13 protein-coding genes are annotated in these 19428 nt (G+C 75.2%); 6 read left to right on the top strand and 7 right to left on the bottom strand.

Translation table 11 applies throughout. The features are described 5' to 3' along the window. Positions 1–97: 97 nt before the first annotated feature. From AC067U_RS26160 to AC067U_RS26150, 3 genes are all read right to left on the bottom strand, one after another. The gene (locus AC067U_RS26160) at positions 98–973 is read right to left on the bottom strand and encodes a C40 family peptidase (protein ID WP_478832211.1); all 876 of its coding nucleotides are present in this window, start codon (positions 971–973) and stop codon (positions 98–100) included. Between the two features lie 539 nt (positions 974–1512). Further along, positions 1513–5586 (bottom strand): nSTAND1 domain-containing NTPase, encoded by a 4074-nt coding sequence (locus AC067U_RS26155; RefSeq protein ID WP_478832210.1) that lies wholly within the window; start codon positions 5584–5586, stop codon positions 1513–1515. A gap of 395 nt (positions 5587–5981) precedes the next feature. Beyond that, positions 5982–6479: a hypothetical protein gene (locus AC067U_RS26150; protein WP_478832209.1), complete on the bottom strand. Its 498-nt coding sequence runs from the start codon at positions 6477–6479 to the stop codon at positions 5982–5984. 218 nt (positions 6480–6697) lie between these two features. On the opposite strand from AC067U_RS26150, the gene AC067U_RS26145 reads away from it, so the two are divergent. Then, a complete protein-coding gene (locus AC067U_RS26145) occupies positions 6698–7477 on the top strand; it encodes an NIPSNAP family protein (RefSeq protein ID WP_478832208.1) in 780 nt (259 codons plus the stop codon). A 17-nt stretch (positions 7478–7494) separates the two neighbouring features. Here the strand turns inward: AC067U_RS26145 and AC067U_RS26140 are convergent, their stop codons facing one another. Continuing rightward, positions 7495–9138 carry an SDR family NAD(P)-dependent oxidoreductase gene (locus AC067U_RS26140; protein WP_478832207.1) on the bottom strand — a complete coding sequence of 548 codons (1644 nt, stop codon included), beginning with the start codon at positions 9136–9138 and terminating at the stop codon, positions 7495–7497. Between the two features lie 238 nt (positions 9139–9376). On the opposite strand from AC067U_RS26140, the gene AC067U_RS26135 reads away from it, so the two are divergent. Continuing rightward, positions 9377–10417 (top strand): MBL fold metallo-hydrolase, encoded by a 1041-nt coding sequence (locus AC067U_RS26135; RefSeq protein WP_478832206.1) that lies wholly within the window; start codon positions 9377–9379, stop codon positions 10415–10417. 158 nt (positions 10418–10575) lie between these two features. Continuing rightward, positions 10576–10980, top strand: coding sequence for an SsgA family sporulation/cell division regulator (locus AC067U_RS26130; RefSeq protein WP_478832205.1), 405 nt, complete (start codon positions 10576–10578; stop codon positions 10978–10980). Positions 10981–11080: 100 nt separating this feature from the next. On the opposite strand, the gene AC067U_RS26125 is transcribed toward AC067U_RS26130, so the two are convergent. After that, positions 11081–11980, bottom strand: coding sequence for an NAD-dependent protein deacetylase (locus tag AC067U_RS26125; protein WP_478832204.1), 900 nt, complete (start codon positions 11978–11980; stop codon positions 11081–11083). Positions 11981–12234: 254 nt separating this feature from the next. On the opposite strand from AC067U_RS26125, the gene AC067U_RS26120 reads away from it, so the two are divergent. Continuing rightward, on the top strand, positions 12235–12606 hold the full coding sequence (locus tag AC067U_RS26120; RefSeq protein WP_478832203.1) for a hypothetical protein: 372 nt from the start codon (positions 12235–12237) through the stop codon (positions 12604–12606). Positions 12607–12896: 290 nt separating this feature from the next. On the opposite strand, the gene AC067U_RS26115 is transcribed toward AC067U_RS26120, so the two are convergent. Next, positions 12897–14018, bottom strand: coding sequence for a glutamate--cysteine ligase (locus AC067U_RS26115; RefSeq protein ID WP_478832202.1), 1122 nt, complete (start codon positions 14016–14018; stop codon positions 12897–12899). A gap of 288 nt (positions 14019–14306) precedes the next feature. Next, positions 14307–14642, bottom strand: a complete 336-nt coding sequence (locus AC067U_RS26110; protein ID WP_478832201.1) for a hypothetical protein — start codon at positions 14640–14642, stop codon at positions 14307–14309. A 401-nt stretch (positions 14643–15043) separates the two neighbouring features. On the opposite strand from AC067U_RS26110, the gene AC067U_RS26105 reads away from it, so the two are divergent. Further along, positions 15044–16825 carry an N-acetylglutaminylglutamine amidotransferase gene (locus AC067U_RS26105; RefSeq protein ID WP_478832200.1) on the top strand — a complete coding sequence of 594 codons (1782 nt, stop codon included), beginning with the start codon at positions 15044–15046 and terminating at the stop codon, positions 16823–16825. Positions 16826–17129: 304 nt separating this feature from the next. Beyond that, the gene (locus tag AC067U_RS26100) at positions 17130–19337 is read left to right on the top strand and encodes a S9 family peptidase (protein ID WP_478832199.1); all 2208 of its coding nucleotides are present in this window, start codon (positions 17130–17132) and stop codon (positions 19335–19337) included. Positions 19338–19428 lie beyond the last annotated feature (91 nt).

The following is a 19428-nucleotide window of genomic DNA, read 5'->3' as shown; positions in this document are numbered from 1 at the left end:
TGCCGGTGGTGGCCGTGGGGGGCTCTTGCGGGGCCTGTGGTGGTCCGAGGGCGGGCGCGGCACGGCGCGCCGGGCCGGGCGTACACCGTCCGCGCGGTCAGGGGCAGGTGGGAACGCCGTCCAGCCAGGCGGGTCCCTTGATGTAGATGTTGGTGATCCAGGCGCCGTACTCGGGCAGGTAGGACCAGGCGTCGTTGGTGTAGCCCTCGGCCGTCACCGTCTCCGCGTGCTTCTGGCACTGCACACGGATCCGGGTCGGGCCGGCGAACCGGTGCACCCGGGCGCTCCCGGTGGACGGCTCGGTGTGCGTCCACACGTCCGTGCCCCAGGTGCTGAACGTGCCCTGCTGCGCCGCCCCGTCGACGCGGACCGCCCCGGCGTAGTCACCGCCCAGGCGCACGTCGCTGACCATGATCCGGGTGCCCGACTGCCGGGCCTCCACCATCCGGCCCGCGCCCAGGTAGACCGCGATGTGGTGGATGGCCCCGCCCGAGCCCCAGGCCAGCAGGTCCCCCGGCAGCAGCGGCCCGGTGCCCTGCTCGGGGCCGAAGCGGGCCGCCGCGTGCGGGGTCTCGAACTGGTGGCGCGAGTTGCCGGGCAGCAGGTCCCGTCCGGTGGCGCGGGCGTACGCGTACCGCACCAGTCCCGAGCAGTCGAAGCCGAGGCGTTCGGGGTCGTGTTCGCTGGCCGGGTCGGTCGGATCGACCTGCCCGTACGTCGGCCCCGGCTCGGGTCCGTGACCGCCGCCCCAGGTGTACCAGACACCGATCTGCTCGCAGGCCGCGCGGACCGCGCTCTCCGCCGTGGCGGAGGCACCCGGGGCGAGCACCGCGCAGTCCGCCGCGGCCCCGGCGGCGCCGGACCCGCCCGTGCCCGGCGCGGCGAGGGAGGCCGTGGCTCCGACGGCGACGAGCAGCAGCGCCGTCGCCGTCGCGCCGGCGGCCCGGCACAGGGCGCGCACGGCTCCCCGCATGCCGCCGCCCCTGGGTCCTCGGGGCGCCCCCGGCAGGGGTGTTCGCGCTGCTCCCGTTGCTCCTGCCCCTCCCGTTGCTCCTGCCTCTCCCGTCGCTCCTGACCCTTCCGACGCCAGTGTCGTCGCCGTTCCCGTCACGGCCGTCGCCCCCCTCGTCCCGAGCCGCGTGCCGCAGGCCGCGCTGCCCGGCCCGTTCACCCCGTGGACCCCTCGCATCGTGTTCCCCGTTCCCCGTTCCCCGTCGTTCGCGCCGGTGTTCGCAATCGCGGCGCCGTGCTCACCGACCCGTTCGCCGGCCCTCCGAGACTGGCGCGCCGCCGAGACCCCTGTCGAGGACCCACGCGTCGCCCAGCCAGGTGGGAAACGGGAAACCCCCGGGAAACCCCGTCCCCGCCTGGCCGGTTGCCGTGGCCGAGGCCCGCCAGCCGGTCGGCCGGCCGAGGTCGGTCGCGGTCGCGAAGGCAGCGGTGCCGTGGCCGCGCGGGAAGGAACGGGCGCGGTGCGGGCCGGGGGGAGGGACCGGCGGGTCCGTCGGCGGCTCAGCAGCGCGGCCGGTCGGGGAGTTCGGGCAGCGACAGGTGCCGCCCGCCCACCCGGTCCGGGTCACCGACCAGCGCGCAGATCCCGTCGACGCTCGACTGCGGGTCGAGCGACCAGAGCCGGACCGTCCCGTCGGTGCCGCTGCTCGCCGGCCGCCCGGCGACCGGGTCGAACACCACGCCCCACACCGCCCCGTCGTGACCGGCCAGGGTCGCGTACGGGCGGCGTCGGCCGACGTCCCAGAGCCGTACGCTGCCGTCGATCCCGGCACTCGCCAGGAGACGCCCGTCCGGCGCGAACGCCACTGCCCGCACCGCCCCGGTGTGTCCGGTGAGCACCGCGGCGCCGCCGCCCGGTGCCGTCCGGTCGGCCCCCGGCGCCCAGGACCAGACCCGTACGGCGCCGTCGTTGCCACTGCTCGCCAGGCGCAGGCCGTCGGGGGAGAAGGCCACGCTGCGCACCGCTCCGGTGTGGCCGCGCAGCACCGTCCGCTCCGCGCGGGCCGTGACGTCCCACAGCCGTACCGTCAGGTCGTCGCTGCCGGTGGCCAGCAGCCTGCCGTCCGGACTGAACGCGACCGCGTTGACGAAGTCCTGGTGCGCGGTCAGCGTGCTCAGCTGCCGGTGCCCGGCGGTGTCCCAGAGCTTGACCGTACGGTCGGCGCTCGCCGAGGCCAGGGTCCGGCCGTCGGGGGAGAAGGCCACGGCGAACACCGAACCGCCGTGCCCCTCCAGGGTGGACAGCAGCGTGCCGCTGGCGGCGTCCCACAGCCTGACCTTGCGGTCCGCGCCCGCCGAGGCGAGCGTGCGCTGGTCCGGGGAGAACGCCACCGCGAACACGGCTCCCTGATGCCCGGTCAGCGTCGCGGCGAGTCGGCGGTGCGCCGGCTCCCACACCCGTACGGAGCCGTCGGTGCCCGCCGAGGCCAGCAGCCGGCCGTCGGAGGAGAACGCGGACTGCCACAGCTGCGCGAACGGCCGCGCGACCAAGGCGCCGCGCCCGGGGTCCCACACCACCGCGGACTGGTCGAAACTACCGGTGACCAGCAGGTCGCCCGGGCCGGTCGCCACCGCCAGGACGTAGTCGGTGTGCCCGGCGAAGGTGTGCGCGACGCGGTGGTCCACGGCATCCCACACCTTCGCCGTCCCGTCACCGCTCCCGCTCACCAGTCCGGCCCCGTCCCGGGTCCAGGTCACCGCGTTGACGTCGTCGCTGTGCCCCCGGAGCACCGCCGTCGCCGCCCTCCCGGCCCGTCCGGGACCGGCGGAACCGCCGGTGTCCCAGACGCGCACGGTACGGTCCGCGGCGCCCGAGGCGACGCTGCGCCCGTCCGGGGCGAAGGCCACCCCCAGCACCGCGTCGGTGTGGCCCTCCAGGATCGCCGCCGGGGCCGCGGCCGCCCCGGCATCCGTCGCCCCGTCCGGCGCCCGATTCGACGCCGGGTCAGGCCCCCGCCCCGCGCCGGTCACGTCCCACAGCCTGACCGTGCGGTCGGCCGAGCCCGAGACCACGGTCCGCCCGTCCGGCGCGAAGGCCACCCCGTGCACCGTGTCCGTGTGCCCCGGCAGGGTGGTCGCGAGCCGCCGGGTCGCCACGTCCCACAGCCGCACCGTCCCGTCCATACCGCCCGACACCACGGTCCGGCCGTCCGGGGAGAAGGCGACCGCCCGCACCCCGCCGCTGTGCCCGTACAGGATCCCGGCGACCTGCCGTTCGGGCATGCGCCACAGCCGTACGGTGCCGTCGGCGCCCGCCGAGGCCAGCAGTTTCCCGCCCGCCCCGAACGCCACCCCCTGCACCGCCCCGCCGTGCCCGGTCAGCACCCCCAGGGACGTGCGGCGCTCCGGCCCGCCCCACAGGCGGACCGTGCCGTCGCTGCCGGCCGTCGCCAGTACCCGGCCGTCCGGCGCCAGCGCCACCCCGTTGACCGCCCCGGTGTGCCCGGTCAGCCGGCCGCCGAACGCCTGACTCTGGGTGCTCAGCAGCGCCCCGCGGGCCTCGGTGGTCGGCGCGGTCCGGTACGCCTCGGCCGCGAGCAGCATGGAGACCTCGGGCCGGCCCGCGGCCATCGCCGCCGACCGCACCGCCATCGCCTGGGACTGCGCCACCCGCCGTTCCGCCACGGCCTGGGACCGCTGGTGGAAGGCCAGCCCGCTCGCGCCGACCGCGACGACCAGCAGCACGGCCAGCGTGGCCAGCAGCCGGCTGCGGGCCCGCGCCTGCCGGAGCGCGCGCTGCCGCCGCCGGTGTTCCTCCGCCCGGCTCGCCGTCAGGAACTCCGCCTCCACCGGGCCGGGCGGATCCTGACCGTCCTGCCGCTCCGCCCACTCGTCGGCCGCCGCGAGCCGGTTGCCGCGGTACAGCAGTTCGGGGTCGCGGCCCTCCCGCAGCCAGGCCGCTGCCGCGTCGGTGAGCTGCTGGTGCAGCAGCAGCCCGGCACGGTCGGTGTGGATCCAGTCGCGCAGGCGCGGCCAGGCCCGCAGCAGCGCCTCGTGGGTGATCTGCACCGCGGACTCCCCGGCGGTCACCAGCCGCGCCCGGACCAGGGAGTCCAGCGCGGCCGAGGCCGCCCGCGGGTCCCGGGCGGCCGAGGTCAACCGGTCGGCGGCGGCCGGGCGGCGGGTCTCCACCTCCCCGTCGCCGAAGTGCACCAGCTGCAGCAGCACCCGCCGGGCCGCCTCCCGGCCCGCGGGGTCGAGTCCCGTGTAGACCTCCTCCGCGGTACGGGCCACGGCGCCGCGGAGGCCTCCCGTCGCCTCGTACGCTCCCACCGTGAGCGTCCGGCCCGACCGTGCCTTCCAGGTGACGAGCAGCGCGTGGGAGAGCAGGGGAAGGGCGCGGGCCGCGCCGCCGGGGTTGCCGTCGTCGGCGCCGGCGTCCCGCAACAGCAGCTCCACCAGGCCCGGTTCGAGGACCAGTCCGGCGCGTTCGGCGGGCCGGGTGATCGCCGTCCGCAGCTCCTCGCGGGTCATCGGGGCGAGGACGAACAGACCGTGGGTGAAGACCTCCGCCAGTTCCGGGTACGCGAGACAGCGCCCGCTGAAATCGGCCCGCAGCCCGAGCACCACCCGCGCGGCGGCGGGCCCGGTGCCGCCCGCGCCCGTGGGCGGGCCGGCGGCGAGGGCGGCGAGCACGGCGAGGAAGGCCCGCCGTTCCGCCTCGTCCCGGCACTGCGTGAACACCTCCTCGAACTGGTCGACGACCAGCACCGGCCCGGCCGGGTGCGGGCCCGCGCGCAACGCGGCCGCGAGCAGCTCGGGATGCGCGGCCAGTGCGCGTACGGTCGGCGCGGGAGCGGGGACGAGCCCTTCCCGGGAGAGCGCGGCCAGGAGTTCGGCCAGGGGATGCGCGGTCGGCGTGCACACCACCACGGGTGTCAGCGGCGCCGCCGGGCCGTGCCCCGCTGGGTCCTGCCCCGCGGGGGCCTGCCGCTTCTGCCGCAGGGCGGGCACCAGCCCGGCGCGCAGCAGCGAGGACTTGCCCGCCCCGGAGGGGGCCACCACGGCGAGCGGGCCCCGGCCCGCCCGGCCGGCGAGCCGTTCCACCAGCGCGGTGGTGGCCTGCTCCCGGCCGAAGAACCAGGCGGCGTCCCCGGTGCCGAATCCGGCCAGCCCCCGGTAGGGGCAGTCGGCCGAGGGCTCCGCCTGCCGGGGGTGCGGCAGCTCCGGCACCAGTGCGGCCAGGGCGCCACCCGCCCGCAGGACCGCGTCACAACTGCGGGCGAGATCGGGGGTGGCCGGCTTCCCACCGTTCTCGATCTTGCTCAGGTATCCCTTGCTGTAGTGGACGAGCCGGGCGAGCGCGGCCAGGGACAGGCCGCGTTCCGTTCTGGCCTCCCGGAGGGCCGGCCCGAAGGCGGTCGCGCCCACGGCCGACCCGAGCGCACCCCCGCCCGGTTCGCCCGTGCCCGGTTCGCCCGTGCCCGTTGTCGGCGCGTCCGTGCCCGCCGCGGGCCCGCCCGCGCCTCCCGCCGTGTCGGCCGTGCCCGTGGCCTCGGGTTCCCCACCGTGGGCGCCGCCCCCGGCTGCCATGGCCCCGGACTCGTCCGGCGACGGTCCGCCTGTCCCGTCCATGCGTGCCCTCCGCGCAGATGCGGCTGCACACGCTAGCGACCCGGGCCCGTCCACCGCGCGGACCACTGACCCGTTCGGCTGAATCCCGACGCCGCCGGGAACCACCGGAACGGACCGGTCTCGCACGGTCCGCCGACCGGGCCGGCGGGCCGTCTCCTCCGGATCGTGTCCGCCGGTCGGAATACATGTTCATTGCCGGGCTGTTCTGGCCTGGCTCGCCCTCATGTTCTTCAACCGTCTGCTGGGCAAGAGCGGCGGCGAGGGCGTGAACGGCGACACGATCACCGAGGAAGTCCGGCGCCGGATCAGCGGTCCCGACGCCCTCGGCCAGGCGCACTGACGCGCCCAGTGGGCGCGGAAGCCGCCGGGCGGCACCCGCTCCCCGAGCCGCGACGTCAGGCGTCGAGCGCGGCGAGTACCGCCCGCGCGAAGGCGACCAGGGGCTCGGGGCCGGAAGGTTCGATGTGACCGAGGTACACGTGCCCGCCGCCGAAGGGGTTGGAGTAGAGCGGCTCCCCGTTCGCGGCGGTGCCCACGCGATCCCGTTGCGCGCTGAAATACGTCTCCACGGACAGGTACAGCTCGGGGCCGTAGCCGACCGTGGCCCGGACATCGGCGTACCCGTCGTACCACAGGCGGAAGTCCGGCTCCCCGGCCCACCTGTCGATGGTGTCCAGGATGCCTTGCGCGAAATCCCGTACGTCCGCTTCTTCGGCGACTCCGGCCAGTCGGGGTATCGCGGCGACCGGGGTGCCGATCTCGTAGAGCCAAGCACCGTCCGCCTTGCGCCGCCTCAGCCTGAACGGGACCGGCCGGCCCTCGGAGTAGTAGTCGTGCAGTCCGGCGAACTCGACCACGATCTCGCTGTCCGCCGTCACCTTCTGAGGATCCATGATCGAACCCTAGACCGGGATCGGGCGCGCTCGCGGAGAGCCGGGCGTCCCGTACGTCCCTTTGTCGTGCACGCCGGACCCGCGTCCAGCACCTCTCGGAAACCCTGACGGTTCCTGACACGGAGCGGCCCTACCGTCGGACCGCACCAGCACCGGCAAGGGGACCAGCAGCAGGCCCCGCACCCACTCCCCGGCAGAGAACCGAACAGGAGACCGCCATGTCACCGACCGACCCGACCGACCCGACCGACCCCACCTTCCCCACCGGCCAACTCGCGGTGTTCGAGCTCCGCCAGTACACCCTGCGATCCGGCCGGCGGGACGAACTCGTCGAACTGTTCGACCGGGAGTTCGTCGAAACCCAGGAGGAAGCCGGGATGGCCGTACTCGGTCAGTTCCGGGACCTCGACGACCCGGACCGCTTCGTCTGGCTGAGAGGCTTCCGGGACATGGCCGCACGGCACCAGGCACTGACGGCCTTCTACGGCGGCCCCGTCTGGGCGAAGCACGGCCCGCAGGCCAACGCCACCATGAGCGACTCCGACGACGTCCTTCTCCTGCGCCCCCTGTCGGACGGGAGAGGACTCCCCGCCTTTCCGTCCCGACGGACCCGGCCGAGGCCCCGGCCGGGTGCTCCGGCCCCCGAGCGATTCGTGTCCGCCGCCGTGTGGTCCTTCCCGCCGGGGCTGCGCGACGGCATCGCGCTGATCCGGGACGGTCTCCTCCCGCTGCTCCGGGAGACGGGACCGGCGCCGCTCGCCGCCTTCGTCACCGAGACGGCGCACAACACCTTTCCCCGACTGCCGGTCCGCACGGGGGAGAACGTCGCCGTGGTCTTCACCTCCTACCCCGACGAGAACACCCACCGCCGCCACGTGACCGCCGTACGAGCGCATCCCCTCGCGCGGGACGAGATCCTGCCGGGCATCGAGCGATTCCAGGCAGCCGCCCCGCAACTGCTGCGGCTGGCGCCCACGGGCCGCTCACTCTTCTCCTGAGGGGAAGGGGAAAGGGGTCACCAAGCGACCTGCCGATAGTCCTTGAGGAGGACGCCGTGGACGGGTGCGCCCGCCTGCCCCTGCACGATGGGGTGGTAGACGCGGGCCGCCCCGTCGACGATGTCCAGCGGAGGACGCCATCCGGTGGCGGCGTGCCGCTCCCGCGCGGGAAGCGGCTTCTCGTCGGTGACCCAGCCGGTGTCGACGCTGCACGTGTGGATGCCGCGGGCGGCCAGATCGGCGGCGCTGGTACGCGTGAGCATGTTCAGGGCCGCCTTGGCCATGTTGGTGTGCGGGTGGTCGCCGGTCTTGTTGCGGACGGTGAACTGGCCTTCGACGGCTGAGACGTTGATCAGGTAGCGGTGCTGGTGCGGGGACGCCTCCATCAGGGGCAGCAGCCGGTCGGCGAGGAGGAACGGCGCTACGGCGTTGACCAGATGGACCTCCAGCATTTCGGCCGGATCGACCTGTCCCAGCCTCAGCGTCCAGGAGTTGACGGCGGCGGTCTCGGTCAGCAGGCCCGCCTCGTCGACCGTCCCGTGCGGCATCGGGGCGGCCGCCGCCGTGGGGTGGGCCAAGGCGTGCCGCGTGCCGGCCCGCGGGCTGAGTTCCGCCGCCCACGGCAGGGGTGCCGTACGGGGGCCGGGCGCGAGGAACCCCGGAGCGGTCCAGATCCGAGCCGGGGGGAGCGCGGTCCGCCCGGTCTGCGTCGTCTGCGCCGTCTCGGCGGCAACGAGTGCGCTGTAGGCATGAGGGGAACGGCGCAGGGTCTGGGCCGCGTTGTTGACCAGAATGTCCAGGGGCAGGCCCTCGGCGAGCAGATGGTCGGTGAAAGCGATGACCTGCCGGGGGTCGCGCAGGTCCAGGGCGGCGATCCGCAGCCGGTCCCACCACTTCGCCGCACCGGGCTCCGCGGCGAAACGGCGTACCGCGTCGCGCGGGAAACGGGTGGTCACGGTGAGCTCCGCCCCGTCGCGCAGGAGCATCAGAGCGGCCTGGTAGCCGATCTTTACGCGGCCGCCCGTCAGCAGCGCGCGGCGGCCGGTCAGGTCGGTGCGGGCCGTGCGCCGGGTGAGGTTGTCCTCGGCGCACCCGGGACACAGCCGGTGGTAGAAGTGGTGGACCTGACGGTAGTGGTTCTTGCAGACGTAGCAGCGTTGCGGACGGTTGAGCAGCCCGACCGGCTTGGCGTCGCCCGGGGTGTCGGCCACTGACCGGACCTTCGTACCGGGCCCTGACCGTGGCCCGGGCCGCAGCTGGACGTACTCCCGGACGGTCAGGCCCGGCTCGGTGCCAGTGCCAGTGCCGGTGCCGGTGCCAGTGCCAGTGCCAGTGCCGGTGCCGGTGCCGCTGCCGGTGCGGGAGCCGGTGTCCGAGCGGGCGCCGGTGGGCAGCGCGGCGTCCATGATCCGGTCCGCGGCGCCCGTCGTGGTGGCGGCGAGCAGTTCCGCGTCGGCTGCCGCCCGGCTCGCACGGGCCAGGGCGCGGCGCCGGTGCCGCCCGTCGCGGACGAACGCGCCGGCCGCCCGCTCCAGCAGGTGGCGCTGCGCGTCGTCCACCGGCAGCTGCCGCGCCCGCTCCAGCAGATCCAGGCAGGCCCTTATGAGCTCGCCGTCCATCGGGGTACCCGAGGCGGGAGCGACCGCGACCGTTGCCTGCACGACAACTCCTTACCGCACGCGTGAACGCGCGAGTGGATGAACGAATGAACGAATGAACGGATGGGCGGATGAAGGGATCGGCCGGGCGAAGACGGCCCATGATGCAGGAGCGCGGAGGCCTCCGTCACTCGCATTTCGTACGGGAGGGAGCAGGCCACCGGCGTCCCCGGGACAGCGCCCGGGGTGCGGCGTACGCTCGTGAGCGGAGCCGGCCCCCGACCGGACCGCGGGAGGATCCATGACCGCGCTCGGCGACCTGATCGAGATCGACGACCGGACCGTACTGGTCCTCGGGCAGGAACTGGACATCCAGCACGGGCAACCCGACGTCGGCAACGCCCTCGTCCACCGCGCCGACCACACTCTGGTGCTGGTCGACACCGGGGCCACCGCGGAATTCCGCGCGGCCCTGCGCGAGGCGGCCGACCGGGTCGGCCCCTGGTCCCGGGGCCTGGTGCTGACCACACACGGCCATCCCGACCACGTCGCCAACAACGACCTGGCCGACGAGCTGGGCGTGCCGGCCGAGCACTGCGTCCCCGCCGCCGACCTCGACCAGATGCGCGACCCGACCTCGTACTGGGTGCGGGCCTTCGAGCGCATCGAGGGGGCAGCGGAATCCCTGCCCCCGCCCGCCGCGGCCGCCGACACGATCGCGTCGATCTTCCAGCCGATGCGCCCCTTCGGTTCCACGACGCGCACCTACGAGGAGCGACCGCTCGAACGGATCCGGATCGGCTCACCACACTTCACCGGCTGGACCTTCGCCGACGGCGCGGTGCGGGTGCTGCGCAGTCAGGGCCACTGCGCCGGCCATGTGATCGTGCACCTGAGGGACTGCGGACTCCTCCACCTGTCCGATGAGGGCAACGGAGCCTGCGGTGCGATGGTCGACGCAGACCAGCTCAAGATCCAGAGCGTGCTCGGCGCCGTTTCCCGCCTCTTCGAGGAAGGGGAAGCCGTACTCCTCACCGACGGGCACACCTTCACCGTGCGCGGGAGCGCCGAGGCGGTGTCCCACCTGGAGGGGCTGCTGGACCAGGCCACCGCCTTGCAGGAGGCGGCGCTCAGGCTGACCCGGGAGAGCCCGCGGCTGCGGCTGAGTGAGTTCACCGCCCGCTATGCGGAAGCCATCGCCGACCTGGGTGTCGGCGGCGCCAACCCCAACGCGATGTTCACCGCCATGATGGCCGTCAACCAGCTGCACGAGCTCGGACTGCGACCGGAGTCCGGCGACGCCGACGCGCCCTGGTCCCGGCCCGCCCTCCCTCCGGCCTGACTTCCGGCCCCGCTTCCGGCCTGGCCTTCGGCCGGCGTGGACGAGGCACTGGTATCGGCCTGCCGCGTGCCGGCCGGTGTGGGAGCGCGCGGCGGGGGCAGGTGCGGTGAGGCGCACCCCTTCGACGGCGCCCTTCCAAGGAGGCCTCCATGTTCCGCGTGACCGCTGTGATAGACGTGCTGCTCGACGCGACCCCCTCGGCCCCGCTGCCGCTTCGCGCGCGACTGTCCTACAGCTCGGCCGACCCCTTCGCGGTGCGCGCGGAGTTCCTCCACTCGGCGGGAACCCTGGCGTGCTGGCACTTCGACCGCCAGATGCTCGCCGACGGCCTCCACGGCGCGGTGGGGGAGGGGGACGCCCGTTTCCGTCCCGCCGCCACCGAGACGGGGCCGGCGCTCCTGATGGAGCTGAGCGGCCGGAACCCGCACGGGCCCGCCGCGGCCGTCGTCCTGGCGGACTCGCCCGCCGTGGCCCGCTTCCTCCGGCAGACCCATGCCCTGGTCCCGCCGGGAACCGAGGATCTGGACGTCGACGCCCATCTCGACGCCCTCCTGGCCGGATGACCGCACAGAGCCCGACCCGCACCGTCGGCAGAACACTCGGACCGGGCATCCAGGAAGAGCACTCTGGAGAGCACCCGGGAAGAACACCCGGGAACAGCACTCAGGCCGGTGACCGGCCGTCCACGGGAACGCGCAGCCGGCCGGCCACGGAGGTCAGGGCCGCTCCCAGGGGCAGCGCGACCCGGGTCAGGGCGTGCCGGTCGCCCCGGGTCGGGTCCCGGTTGACGATCAGCACCGGCTTGCCGGCTTCGGCTGCCTGCCGGACGAACCGGAGCCCGGACATCACCGTCAGCGAGGACCCCAGGACCAGCAGCGAGGTCGCCCCGCCGACCAGGGCGCGGCACTGCTCGACCCTCCGCGGCGGAACGTTTTCGCCGAAGAACACCACATCGGGCTTGAGGATGCCGCCGCAGGCCGCGCAGGGCACCACGCGGAAGTCCCCGACCTGTGCGTCGGTGAGGTCGGCATCACCGTCCGGGTTCATTCCGGCGGCCACCGGATCGAAGCCCTCATTGGCCTCCGCCATCCGCCGGGCGAGTTCACCCCGCGGGCTGAAGGCGCCGCAGGACAGGCAGACGACCCGGGCCAGGCTGCCGTGCAGCTCCACCACGTCCTCGCTGCCGGCGGCCTGGTGCAGCCCGTCGACGTTCTGGGTGATCACACCGGCGAGCAGACCGTGCCGCTGGAACGCGGCCACGGCCCGGTGCCCGGCGTTGGGCCGGGCGCGGCCGAACGTGCGCCAGCCGAGGTGACTGCGCGCCCAGTACCGGCGCCGGGCCCGGGCGCTGGAGGTGAAGTCCTGGAAGGTCATCGGGGTGTGCCGGCTCAGGCTCCCGCCATCGCCCCGGTACGCGGGGATGCCCGACTCCGTGGAGATACCCGCCCCCGTGAGCACCAGCACGCCCCCGGCCTGCAGTGCGTCGGCGACGGGGCCCGGATCCGTGGTGCCGGGCGGCAGGTCCTCGCCGGGGGTCCAGCTCAGTGTGGGCCGCGTGCGCATGCCTACAGCCTACGGAACGCCCACGGCGCGCCGCCCGGTCCTGCCCGGAGCCGGGGTCGACGGGGGAGCGACTCGATCACCGCGGTCGAATCGACCGGATTCCCACGCGAGGGGCGCCGGCCTGCGGGCGCGCCTGGCCCGGCGCACGCGCGCATTCCGGCGTAGGGCACGGGGTGTAACAGGACCTCAGGGCGGGAAGGGAGCCGGTTCGGACGGGACCGTGGGGGTGCCGCCGGTGCGGGGAGGGGACTCGGATGCCGGGTGCGGAGGTCATGTGGGAGGGATCGGGGGCAGCGGGCGAGACCGCCTGCGGCGAGGGCGGCTTCGGCGTCAGCACCCGGGTGGGCCACAGCGAGGGCGAGTCGATGCGGGACGGCCCCCACACCGTCCGGAGCACCTACGACGGTGAAGCGAACGTGGACTACCCCGGCTGCTGGGAAAGCGGCGAGAGCGGTGAGAGCGGCGAGAGCGATGACGGCGCCGGCACCCAGGACGGCCCGCCGGCGCACGGCGACCCCGGATCCACCGTCTGCGGGGAGGCGTACACGGAGCAGCCCCGGACCCTCGGGGGCGGCACTGTCACCGACACCACCACCTACGGGGCCGGCGCCTCCGGCGAGGCCTGAGCCGGAGGCGCGTGGCGTGCGGCAGCGAACCGAACTCCCGTGCGCCGCCCGCCCGTTCGGCGTTCGGCCGTTTCCGGCCGTTCGTCCGTCCCGTCAGGGCCTCGGCCATCGGCGGAGGGTACGCGGCGACCTGCGCGGTCGATCCGATGCCGATCGCGGAGTCGGACGGGTACTCCTCCGGCGCCCCGGTCCGCCGTGCCCCGCGCCGGGATCGTCCGGACCGCTGCGGCTCAGTCCGGCCCCGTCCGGACCCGTCCGGACCCGTCCGGACCGTGCCCGGTCAACGCCCGTCAGCCGGTTCCGCTCGTCGTGATCCGCGCGCACTCCCGGACGACGGCCGCCAGGGACCCTTCCGAGCGCAGCAGCTCCCGCTGCACGCGCGCGCCGTTCCCGCGCCCCAACAGCTCGGCGACGCCGACCCGGACCAGTTCCTCGTCACCGGCATCGGCCAGGGCCGGCCCGATGTGCCGACGGAGCGCGTCCAGCGCGGCCGCGGGCGCGGTCGCCACCATCGACTCCGGGTTCAGCACGGGGCCGTCGACGCCCGACCGGGCGGCCTGCCAGTTCGCCAGCCGCAGCAGTCCGGTGCTGATCCGGGCGGGTGGTTCGCCCGCCCGCCAGGACCGGGCGGCCGTCTCCACCAGCCCCCGTACCAGCGCGGCCAGCAGGACGGGCGTCGACGCGTGGAGGCAGACGTCCGCCACCCTGACCTCCACCGTCGGGTAGGAGGCGGACAGCCGCGCGTCGAAATAGATCATCCCCTTGTCGCGCAGCACCCCCGACTCGACCATGGCACCGACCTCCGCGTGGTAGGCGCCGGCGGAGCCGAACACGTCGGTGGGTCCCGCCGAGGGGAGCCTGTTCCACACCCGGCTGCGGTAGGCGGCGTACGCGGTGTCCTCGCCCTGCCAGAACGGCGAGTTGGCACTCAGTGCGGTGAGCACCGCCAGCCAGGGGCGGACGCGGTCCAGGACCGCGACGCCCTCCTCGTCCGACTCCACCGACACGTGCACGTGGCAGCCGCAGGTGAGCTGTTCCTGCGCGGTCAGGCCGAACTGCCGTGCCACCCACTCGTAGCGGCGTCCCGGTGACATCGAGGGCCGCACCGGCAGCGGTGAGGTGGCCAGCGCGGCGACGACGGCACCGGCGGCCGCCGCGTGCCGTGCCGCCTCCGCACGCCGGCGGACGATCTCCTCCTGGAGCCGGCCCATCTCCGTCACCGGGCGCGTGGCGAACTCGACCTGTTCCTCCTGGAGTTCCGACGCGAGCGCGTGGCCCTCGTCGCCCGGGTCGGCGGGCGCCCCTCCGGAGGCCCGGGCGGCCGCGGCGAGCACCACGCTCGACACGGCCAGCGGTTCGCCGGTGTCCGCGTCCGCCAGCAGCAGTTCCTCTTCCACACCCACGCTGCGCATACGTCCGTCCGTCCGTTCCGTCGGCCCGGAGTGCGGGCCCGTCGCCGTCTCCTGCCCTCACGTGCCGTGAAGTCCTCTCGGTCCCGGCGTACGGCCGGCCACGGAGGCCCGGACTCCAGGACACCAGGCGGGGCGGCTCCGGCGGCCGAGGCGCGTCCGAGGCGCGGTCCGCCTCCGTCGTCCGTGCCCGGTCGGCAGGGTCGGCCGGGCACCACGGCCCGGCACCACGGCCGGGCACCACGGCCCGGCACCACGGCCGGGGACGACAGCCGGGGACGACGGCCGGGGTCAGCGGGGCGCCCGGCGTCGCCGGGCCAGTCCCTTCGCCGCCAGGCCGGCGAGACCGGCGGCAGCGGCGAGCAGCCCGGCGCTACGTCCACGGGCCCACGAGCGCGGCACCGTCGTACGGCGCCCGCTCCGCCACGGCACCGGACCGTTTCGGACGCCCGCGGTCCGCTGTCCGACCCACCCGGCCGTACGGGACGCGAGTCCGGCGATCCCGTGGGCGACGCGGGACGGCAACGCCGGGCCGCGTCCGCCGCGGAACCGAGCGCGCGGCCCGCCGGTCAGGGCCTCCACCGCCTCACCCACCCGCGCACGCACCACCGGCTGAAGGTTCGTCATGTCACTTCTCCTCTCCTGCGGTTATCGGGAGCAGAGTCCGTCATGATGCGCGCCTGCCCCCGATCGCCGTTCCGACGCACGTCCGTTCACGCGTTCGCGGAGCCCGGTTCCCGTGCCGCGGTGCCGCCCCTCGACTTGACAGCGGTCACCTGCGGGCGTAGCGCCGTCATTCTCTCCGGGGCCCGGGGCCCGCCGGTGCAAATCGGACACCGCGGTGATTGAATCGGCCTCCAGTGGGCAGGCGCGCGCTACGTCGATCGCCTGTCCGGTCGGGACCGCAGGGTGCCGACCGTCGGCGCACAGGAGTGAACGCACATGGTGGAGGACGCCCGCGCTCCCGGTGGACGGACGGCCGCAGCGAGGTGGCGGCACCGATCCGGCAGCGGAGCGGGAGGTGCCGTATGTGTGGCCTGAGCGGGGAGGTCCGCTTCGACGGCCGACGTCCGGACCTCGCCGCGCTCGAACGCATGACCGATGAAATGGAGGACCGGGGCCCCGACGGCAGAGGCTTCTGGTCGCAGGGTCCGGTGGCCCTGGGCCACCGCCGCCTCCGGATCATCGACCTGTCGCACCGCGGCGCCCAGCCGATGACCGATCCGCGCCTGGGGATCACCTGCGTCTACAACGGCTGCATCTACAACTACCGGGAGCTGCGCCACCGCCTCGAAGGGCTCGGGCACCGGTTCTCCTCCGAGGCCGACACCGAGGTCCTCCTCAAGGCCTACGGGCAGTGGGGGCGCCGGTGCGTCGAACACCTGGTCGGGATGTTCGCCTTCGCGGTGGTGGAGCACCACACCGGTCGCGTCGTACTCGGGCGCGACAGGCTCGGCATCAAGCCGCTGTACCTCACCCAGGACGGCGACCGCCTGCGCTTCGCCTCCTCCCTGCCCGCCCTGCTGGCGGGCGGCGGGGTCGACACCTCCCTCGATCCGGTGGCCCTCCACCAGTACCTCAGCTGGCACGGCACGGTTCCGGCGCCGCGGACCGTGCTGAACGGCGTCCGCAAGCTCCCGCCGGCCACGGTCCGGGTCGTCGAGCACGACGGAACGCACCACGACCACTGCTACTGGCAGCCCTCGTACACCCGCCGCGCCGACGAGGACGGCGACCCGGAGCGCTGGCGCGAGGCCGTGCACGAGGCCCTGCGCACCGCCGTACGGCGCCGCACGGTCGCCGACGTCCCGGTGGGGGTCCTGTTGTCCGGCGGACTGGACTCCAGCCTGATCGTGGCGCTGCTGGCGGAGGAGGGGCACGAGGACGTGGCCACCTTCGCGATGGGCTTCGAGTCGGAGAACGGGGAGGACGGCAACGAGTTCCGGTACTCCGACGTGGTCGCCCGGCGGTTCCTGACGCACCACCACCAGTTCCTGATCGGCTCCGACCGCCTTCCCGCCGCGCTGGAGACGGCGATCGGCGCGATGAGCGAGCCGATGGTGAGCCACGACGCCGTGGCGTTCCACCTGCTGGCGGAACAGGTCTCCAAGGAGGCCAAGGTGGTCCTGTGCGGGCAGGGCGCGGACGAGGTGTTCGCCGGCTACCACTGGTACCCCCCGATCGCGGCGGCCGCACGCGCCGAGGCACCGGGCGCCTACGAGGACGTCTACTTCGACCGTACGCACGGCGAGGTCGCCGCCCTGCTGCATCCCGACCTGGTGGCCGCGCACGACGCCTCACGGGACTTCGTCCACGCCCACATGGCGGCCCCCGGCGCGCAGAGCGCGCTCGACGCGACGCTGCGCCTGGACGTCCACGCGCTGATGGCCGACGACCCGGTCAAACGCGTCGACAACATGACCATGGCCTGGGGTCTGGAGGCGCGCGTCCCGTTCCTCGACCACGAACTGGTCGAACTCGCCGCCCGCTGTCCCCCGGAGCTGAAGCTGGCACAGGACGGGAAGGGGGTGCTCAAGGACATCGGCCGCCGGATCCTCCCCCGCGAGGTCGTCGACCGGCCCAAGGGCTACTTCCCGGTGCCGGCCGTCCGGCACATGGCCCCGCCGGTGCTCCACCGCGTACGCGACGCCCTGACCGCCCCCGAGGCCCGCCGGCGCCGCCTCTTCGACCAGGACCGGGTGGCCGAGCTGCTCGCCGCCCCGGCCCGCCACCGTACGAAACGCGGGGCCAGCACCCTCTGGCAGGTGGCCTCGCTGGAGATCTGGTTGCAAACCCACGGCATCGGCTGACACTGAAGACTGAACGGTGAGAGTTCCCGGAAGCCCTCGAACAGGCCCCGCCATGCCCCTGGACCGCTCCGAACGGCAGAACCGCTCCCGGCCCCCCGACGCGATCGCGCCGGGCCGGGCCCGGCGCACCGAGGCCGGGTCCGCCGCGCCTCCGGGGCCGCACGGCCACCGGACGACGGCAGGGCCGGTACCCGGCAGCCCCCGGACCGCGCCCCCGCCCGCCCGCCCGGCACGTACGCCGCCGGGACGCCCGGGAGAAGCCGGTACGGCGCCCGAACCCGCCGCGGCGGCCGGGGCGGGACCCGTGCCGGACCCGGCCGCGGCCCCCGTCCCGGTCCGCCTCGCCGACACCGGGAACGCGGCCCCGCCCACCGTGCTCACGGCACACGGGTGCTGGTACCCGTCCGCCGACCCGACCGGTGACCACGTGGCGTACATCTGCGACCGGTCCGGGGTGCCCCAGCTGTGGACCGGTCCCGCCGACGGCGGCGCGGCCCGTCTCCTGGACGCGGACCCGGATCCCGTGACGGAGGTCTCCTGGTCGCCCGACGGCCGGTGGATCGCGTACACCGCGGCGCCGGGCGGCAGCGAGCACACCCGCGTCCTGGTGGTCCGGCCGGACGGCACCGGCCGACAGGTGCTCGCGGGCGCCGAGCCGGGCGCCTCCGCCCACCTGGGCTGCTGGACCCGGGACGGGGCCTCCCTGGCCGTCACCGTCGCGCAGCCCGTAGCCGCCGGCGCCCACCGCGGCGGGGGCCACATGCCACAGGACGCCGACCCCGGCCCGGCCGAGGGCGGCCCGCCGGCGGAGGGGCTCGCCGACCGCGACGGCCACGCGATCCTCCTTCGACCGGCGGGCCCCGCGACGGGCCCGGGACCGCTCGCCCGGGCGGCGGACGGCCGACCGGCGACCGGGCACGGCCCCGTGCCGCCCGTACCGGAGCGGCCCTCCTCCCCGCCGCCCTCACCGCCCTCCCCGCCGGCGTCCCCCGCCGCCGTGGCACCCGACGGCACGGCGGCGCCCGCCGGGTCGGAGGCGGGCGGACGGCTCGCCGCCTACCTCCTGGACCCCGACGGCACCCGGGCACCCCTCCGGCTGTTCAGCGAGGCGGGCGCCGCCTCGCTGCGGGTGTGCGACATCGGCGCCGACGGCCGCCTCGTCCTGCTGCGCCGCGGCCCGCGCGGGCGCCGCGAGGCGCTCCTGCTGGACCGGGACTCGGGCCGCATCACCTTCAGGCTGCACGTCGCCGACGGAGACCCGTGGATCGGCCGGCTCTCCGCGGACTCCCGGAACCTGTGGCTGCGCAGTGACGCCGACCGCGAGTTCGCCGCGCTCGTGCGGGCCCGGCTGGACGCGGACGGGGCCCCGGAGGCCCTGACCGTGGCGGCGGAGCGGCAAGGCACCGCGCTCGACCTGCTGAGCCTCCCCGACCACGGCCGGTGGGCGCTGCTGGCGTGGAACGTGCACGGCGCGACCGAGCTGGAGAGCCTCGGGCTGCAGGGCGGCGACGGGGGAGACCGTCTCGGTCCGCACCACCGGTCGCCCCTGCCCCACGAGGTCGTGACCCGGATGGCGCCCGTCGCGCGCGGCGGGCTGTTCGCCGCCCTGTCCGGCTCCATGCGCAGGCCCGGCATCTGGCGGGTCACCGGCGACTTCGCCCCGGCGCGCACCGGCTGGACCGCGAGCGACCGGGACGCGGCCCCGCCCGGTCGGCCCCCCGTCCGTCCGGTGCCGCTCCGCTGCCGGGCCCGCGACGGGCTGGTGCTCGGCGGCTGGTACTACCGGGCACCGGAACGCGACCCCGGCAGGCCGGCCCCGTGCGTGATCCACCTCCACGGCGGCCCCGAGGAGCAGGAGCGGCCGGTGTTCAGCCCGCTCTACCACGAGATCCTCGGCCGCGGGCTCGACGTCTTCGCCCCCGACGTCCGGGGCTCCTCGGGGTGGGGGCGTTCCTTCGTGGACGCCGACCTCGGTACCGGCCGCTTCGCCGCCATCGAGGACGTGGCGGACTGCGCCGCGCACCTGGTCGCCGAGGGGTACGCCGACCCGCTGCGGCTGGCGGTGATGGGCCGCTCCTACGGCGGCTACCTGACCATGGCCTCGCTGGTCTGGCACCCGGAGCTGTTCCGTACCGGAGTCGCCGTCTGCGGCATGTCGGACTTCGCCACCTTCTTCTCCGGGACCGAGCCGTGGATCGCCCAGTCGGCGGCCGCCAAGTACGGCCATCCCGAACAGGACCGGGCCCTCCTGCGCGCCCTGTCCCCGATGAGCCGCATCGACCGCCTGCGCGCACCGGTCCTCGCCGTCCACGGCGAGCACGACACCAACGTGCCCCCGACGGAGTCGGAACAGTTCGTCCGCGCGGCCCGTGACCGCGGGGTGCCGGCCGAGCTGCTGACCCTCCGCAACGAGGGCCACGAGTTCCTCCGGGCGGACAACCGCCGCCTCTACCGGCGGGCCGCCGCCGACTGGCTGCAGCAGCACCTCGCGCCCGAACCCACGCTCCGCTGACGGCCCGCCGACGGGTCCCGCACCCCCTCCCGCGCTCCCTCGGGAATACGACCGCCGCATCTGCCGTTCCGGGGTATAGTTGAATCGTAAA

It is taken from the genome of Streptomyces sp. NPDC043853, from assembly GCF_056436025.1.
Note: the sequence above shows the minus strand (reverse complement) of the source record. Positions and strands in the feature narration are given on the sequence as shown.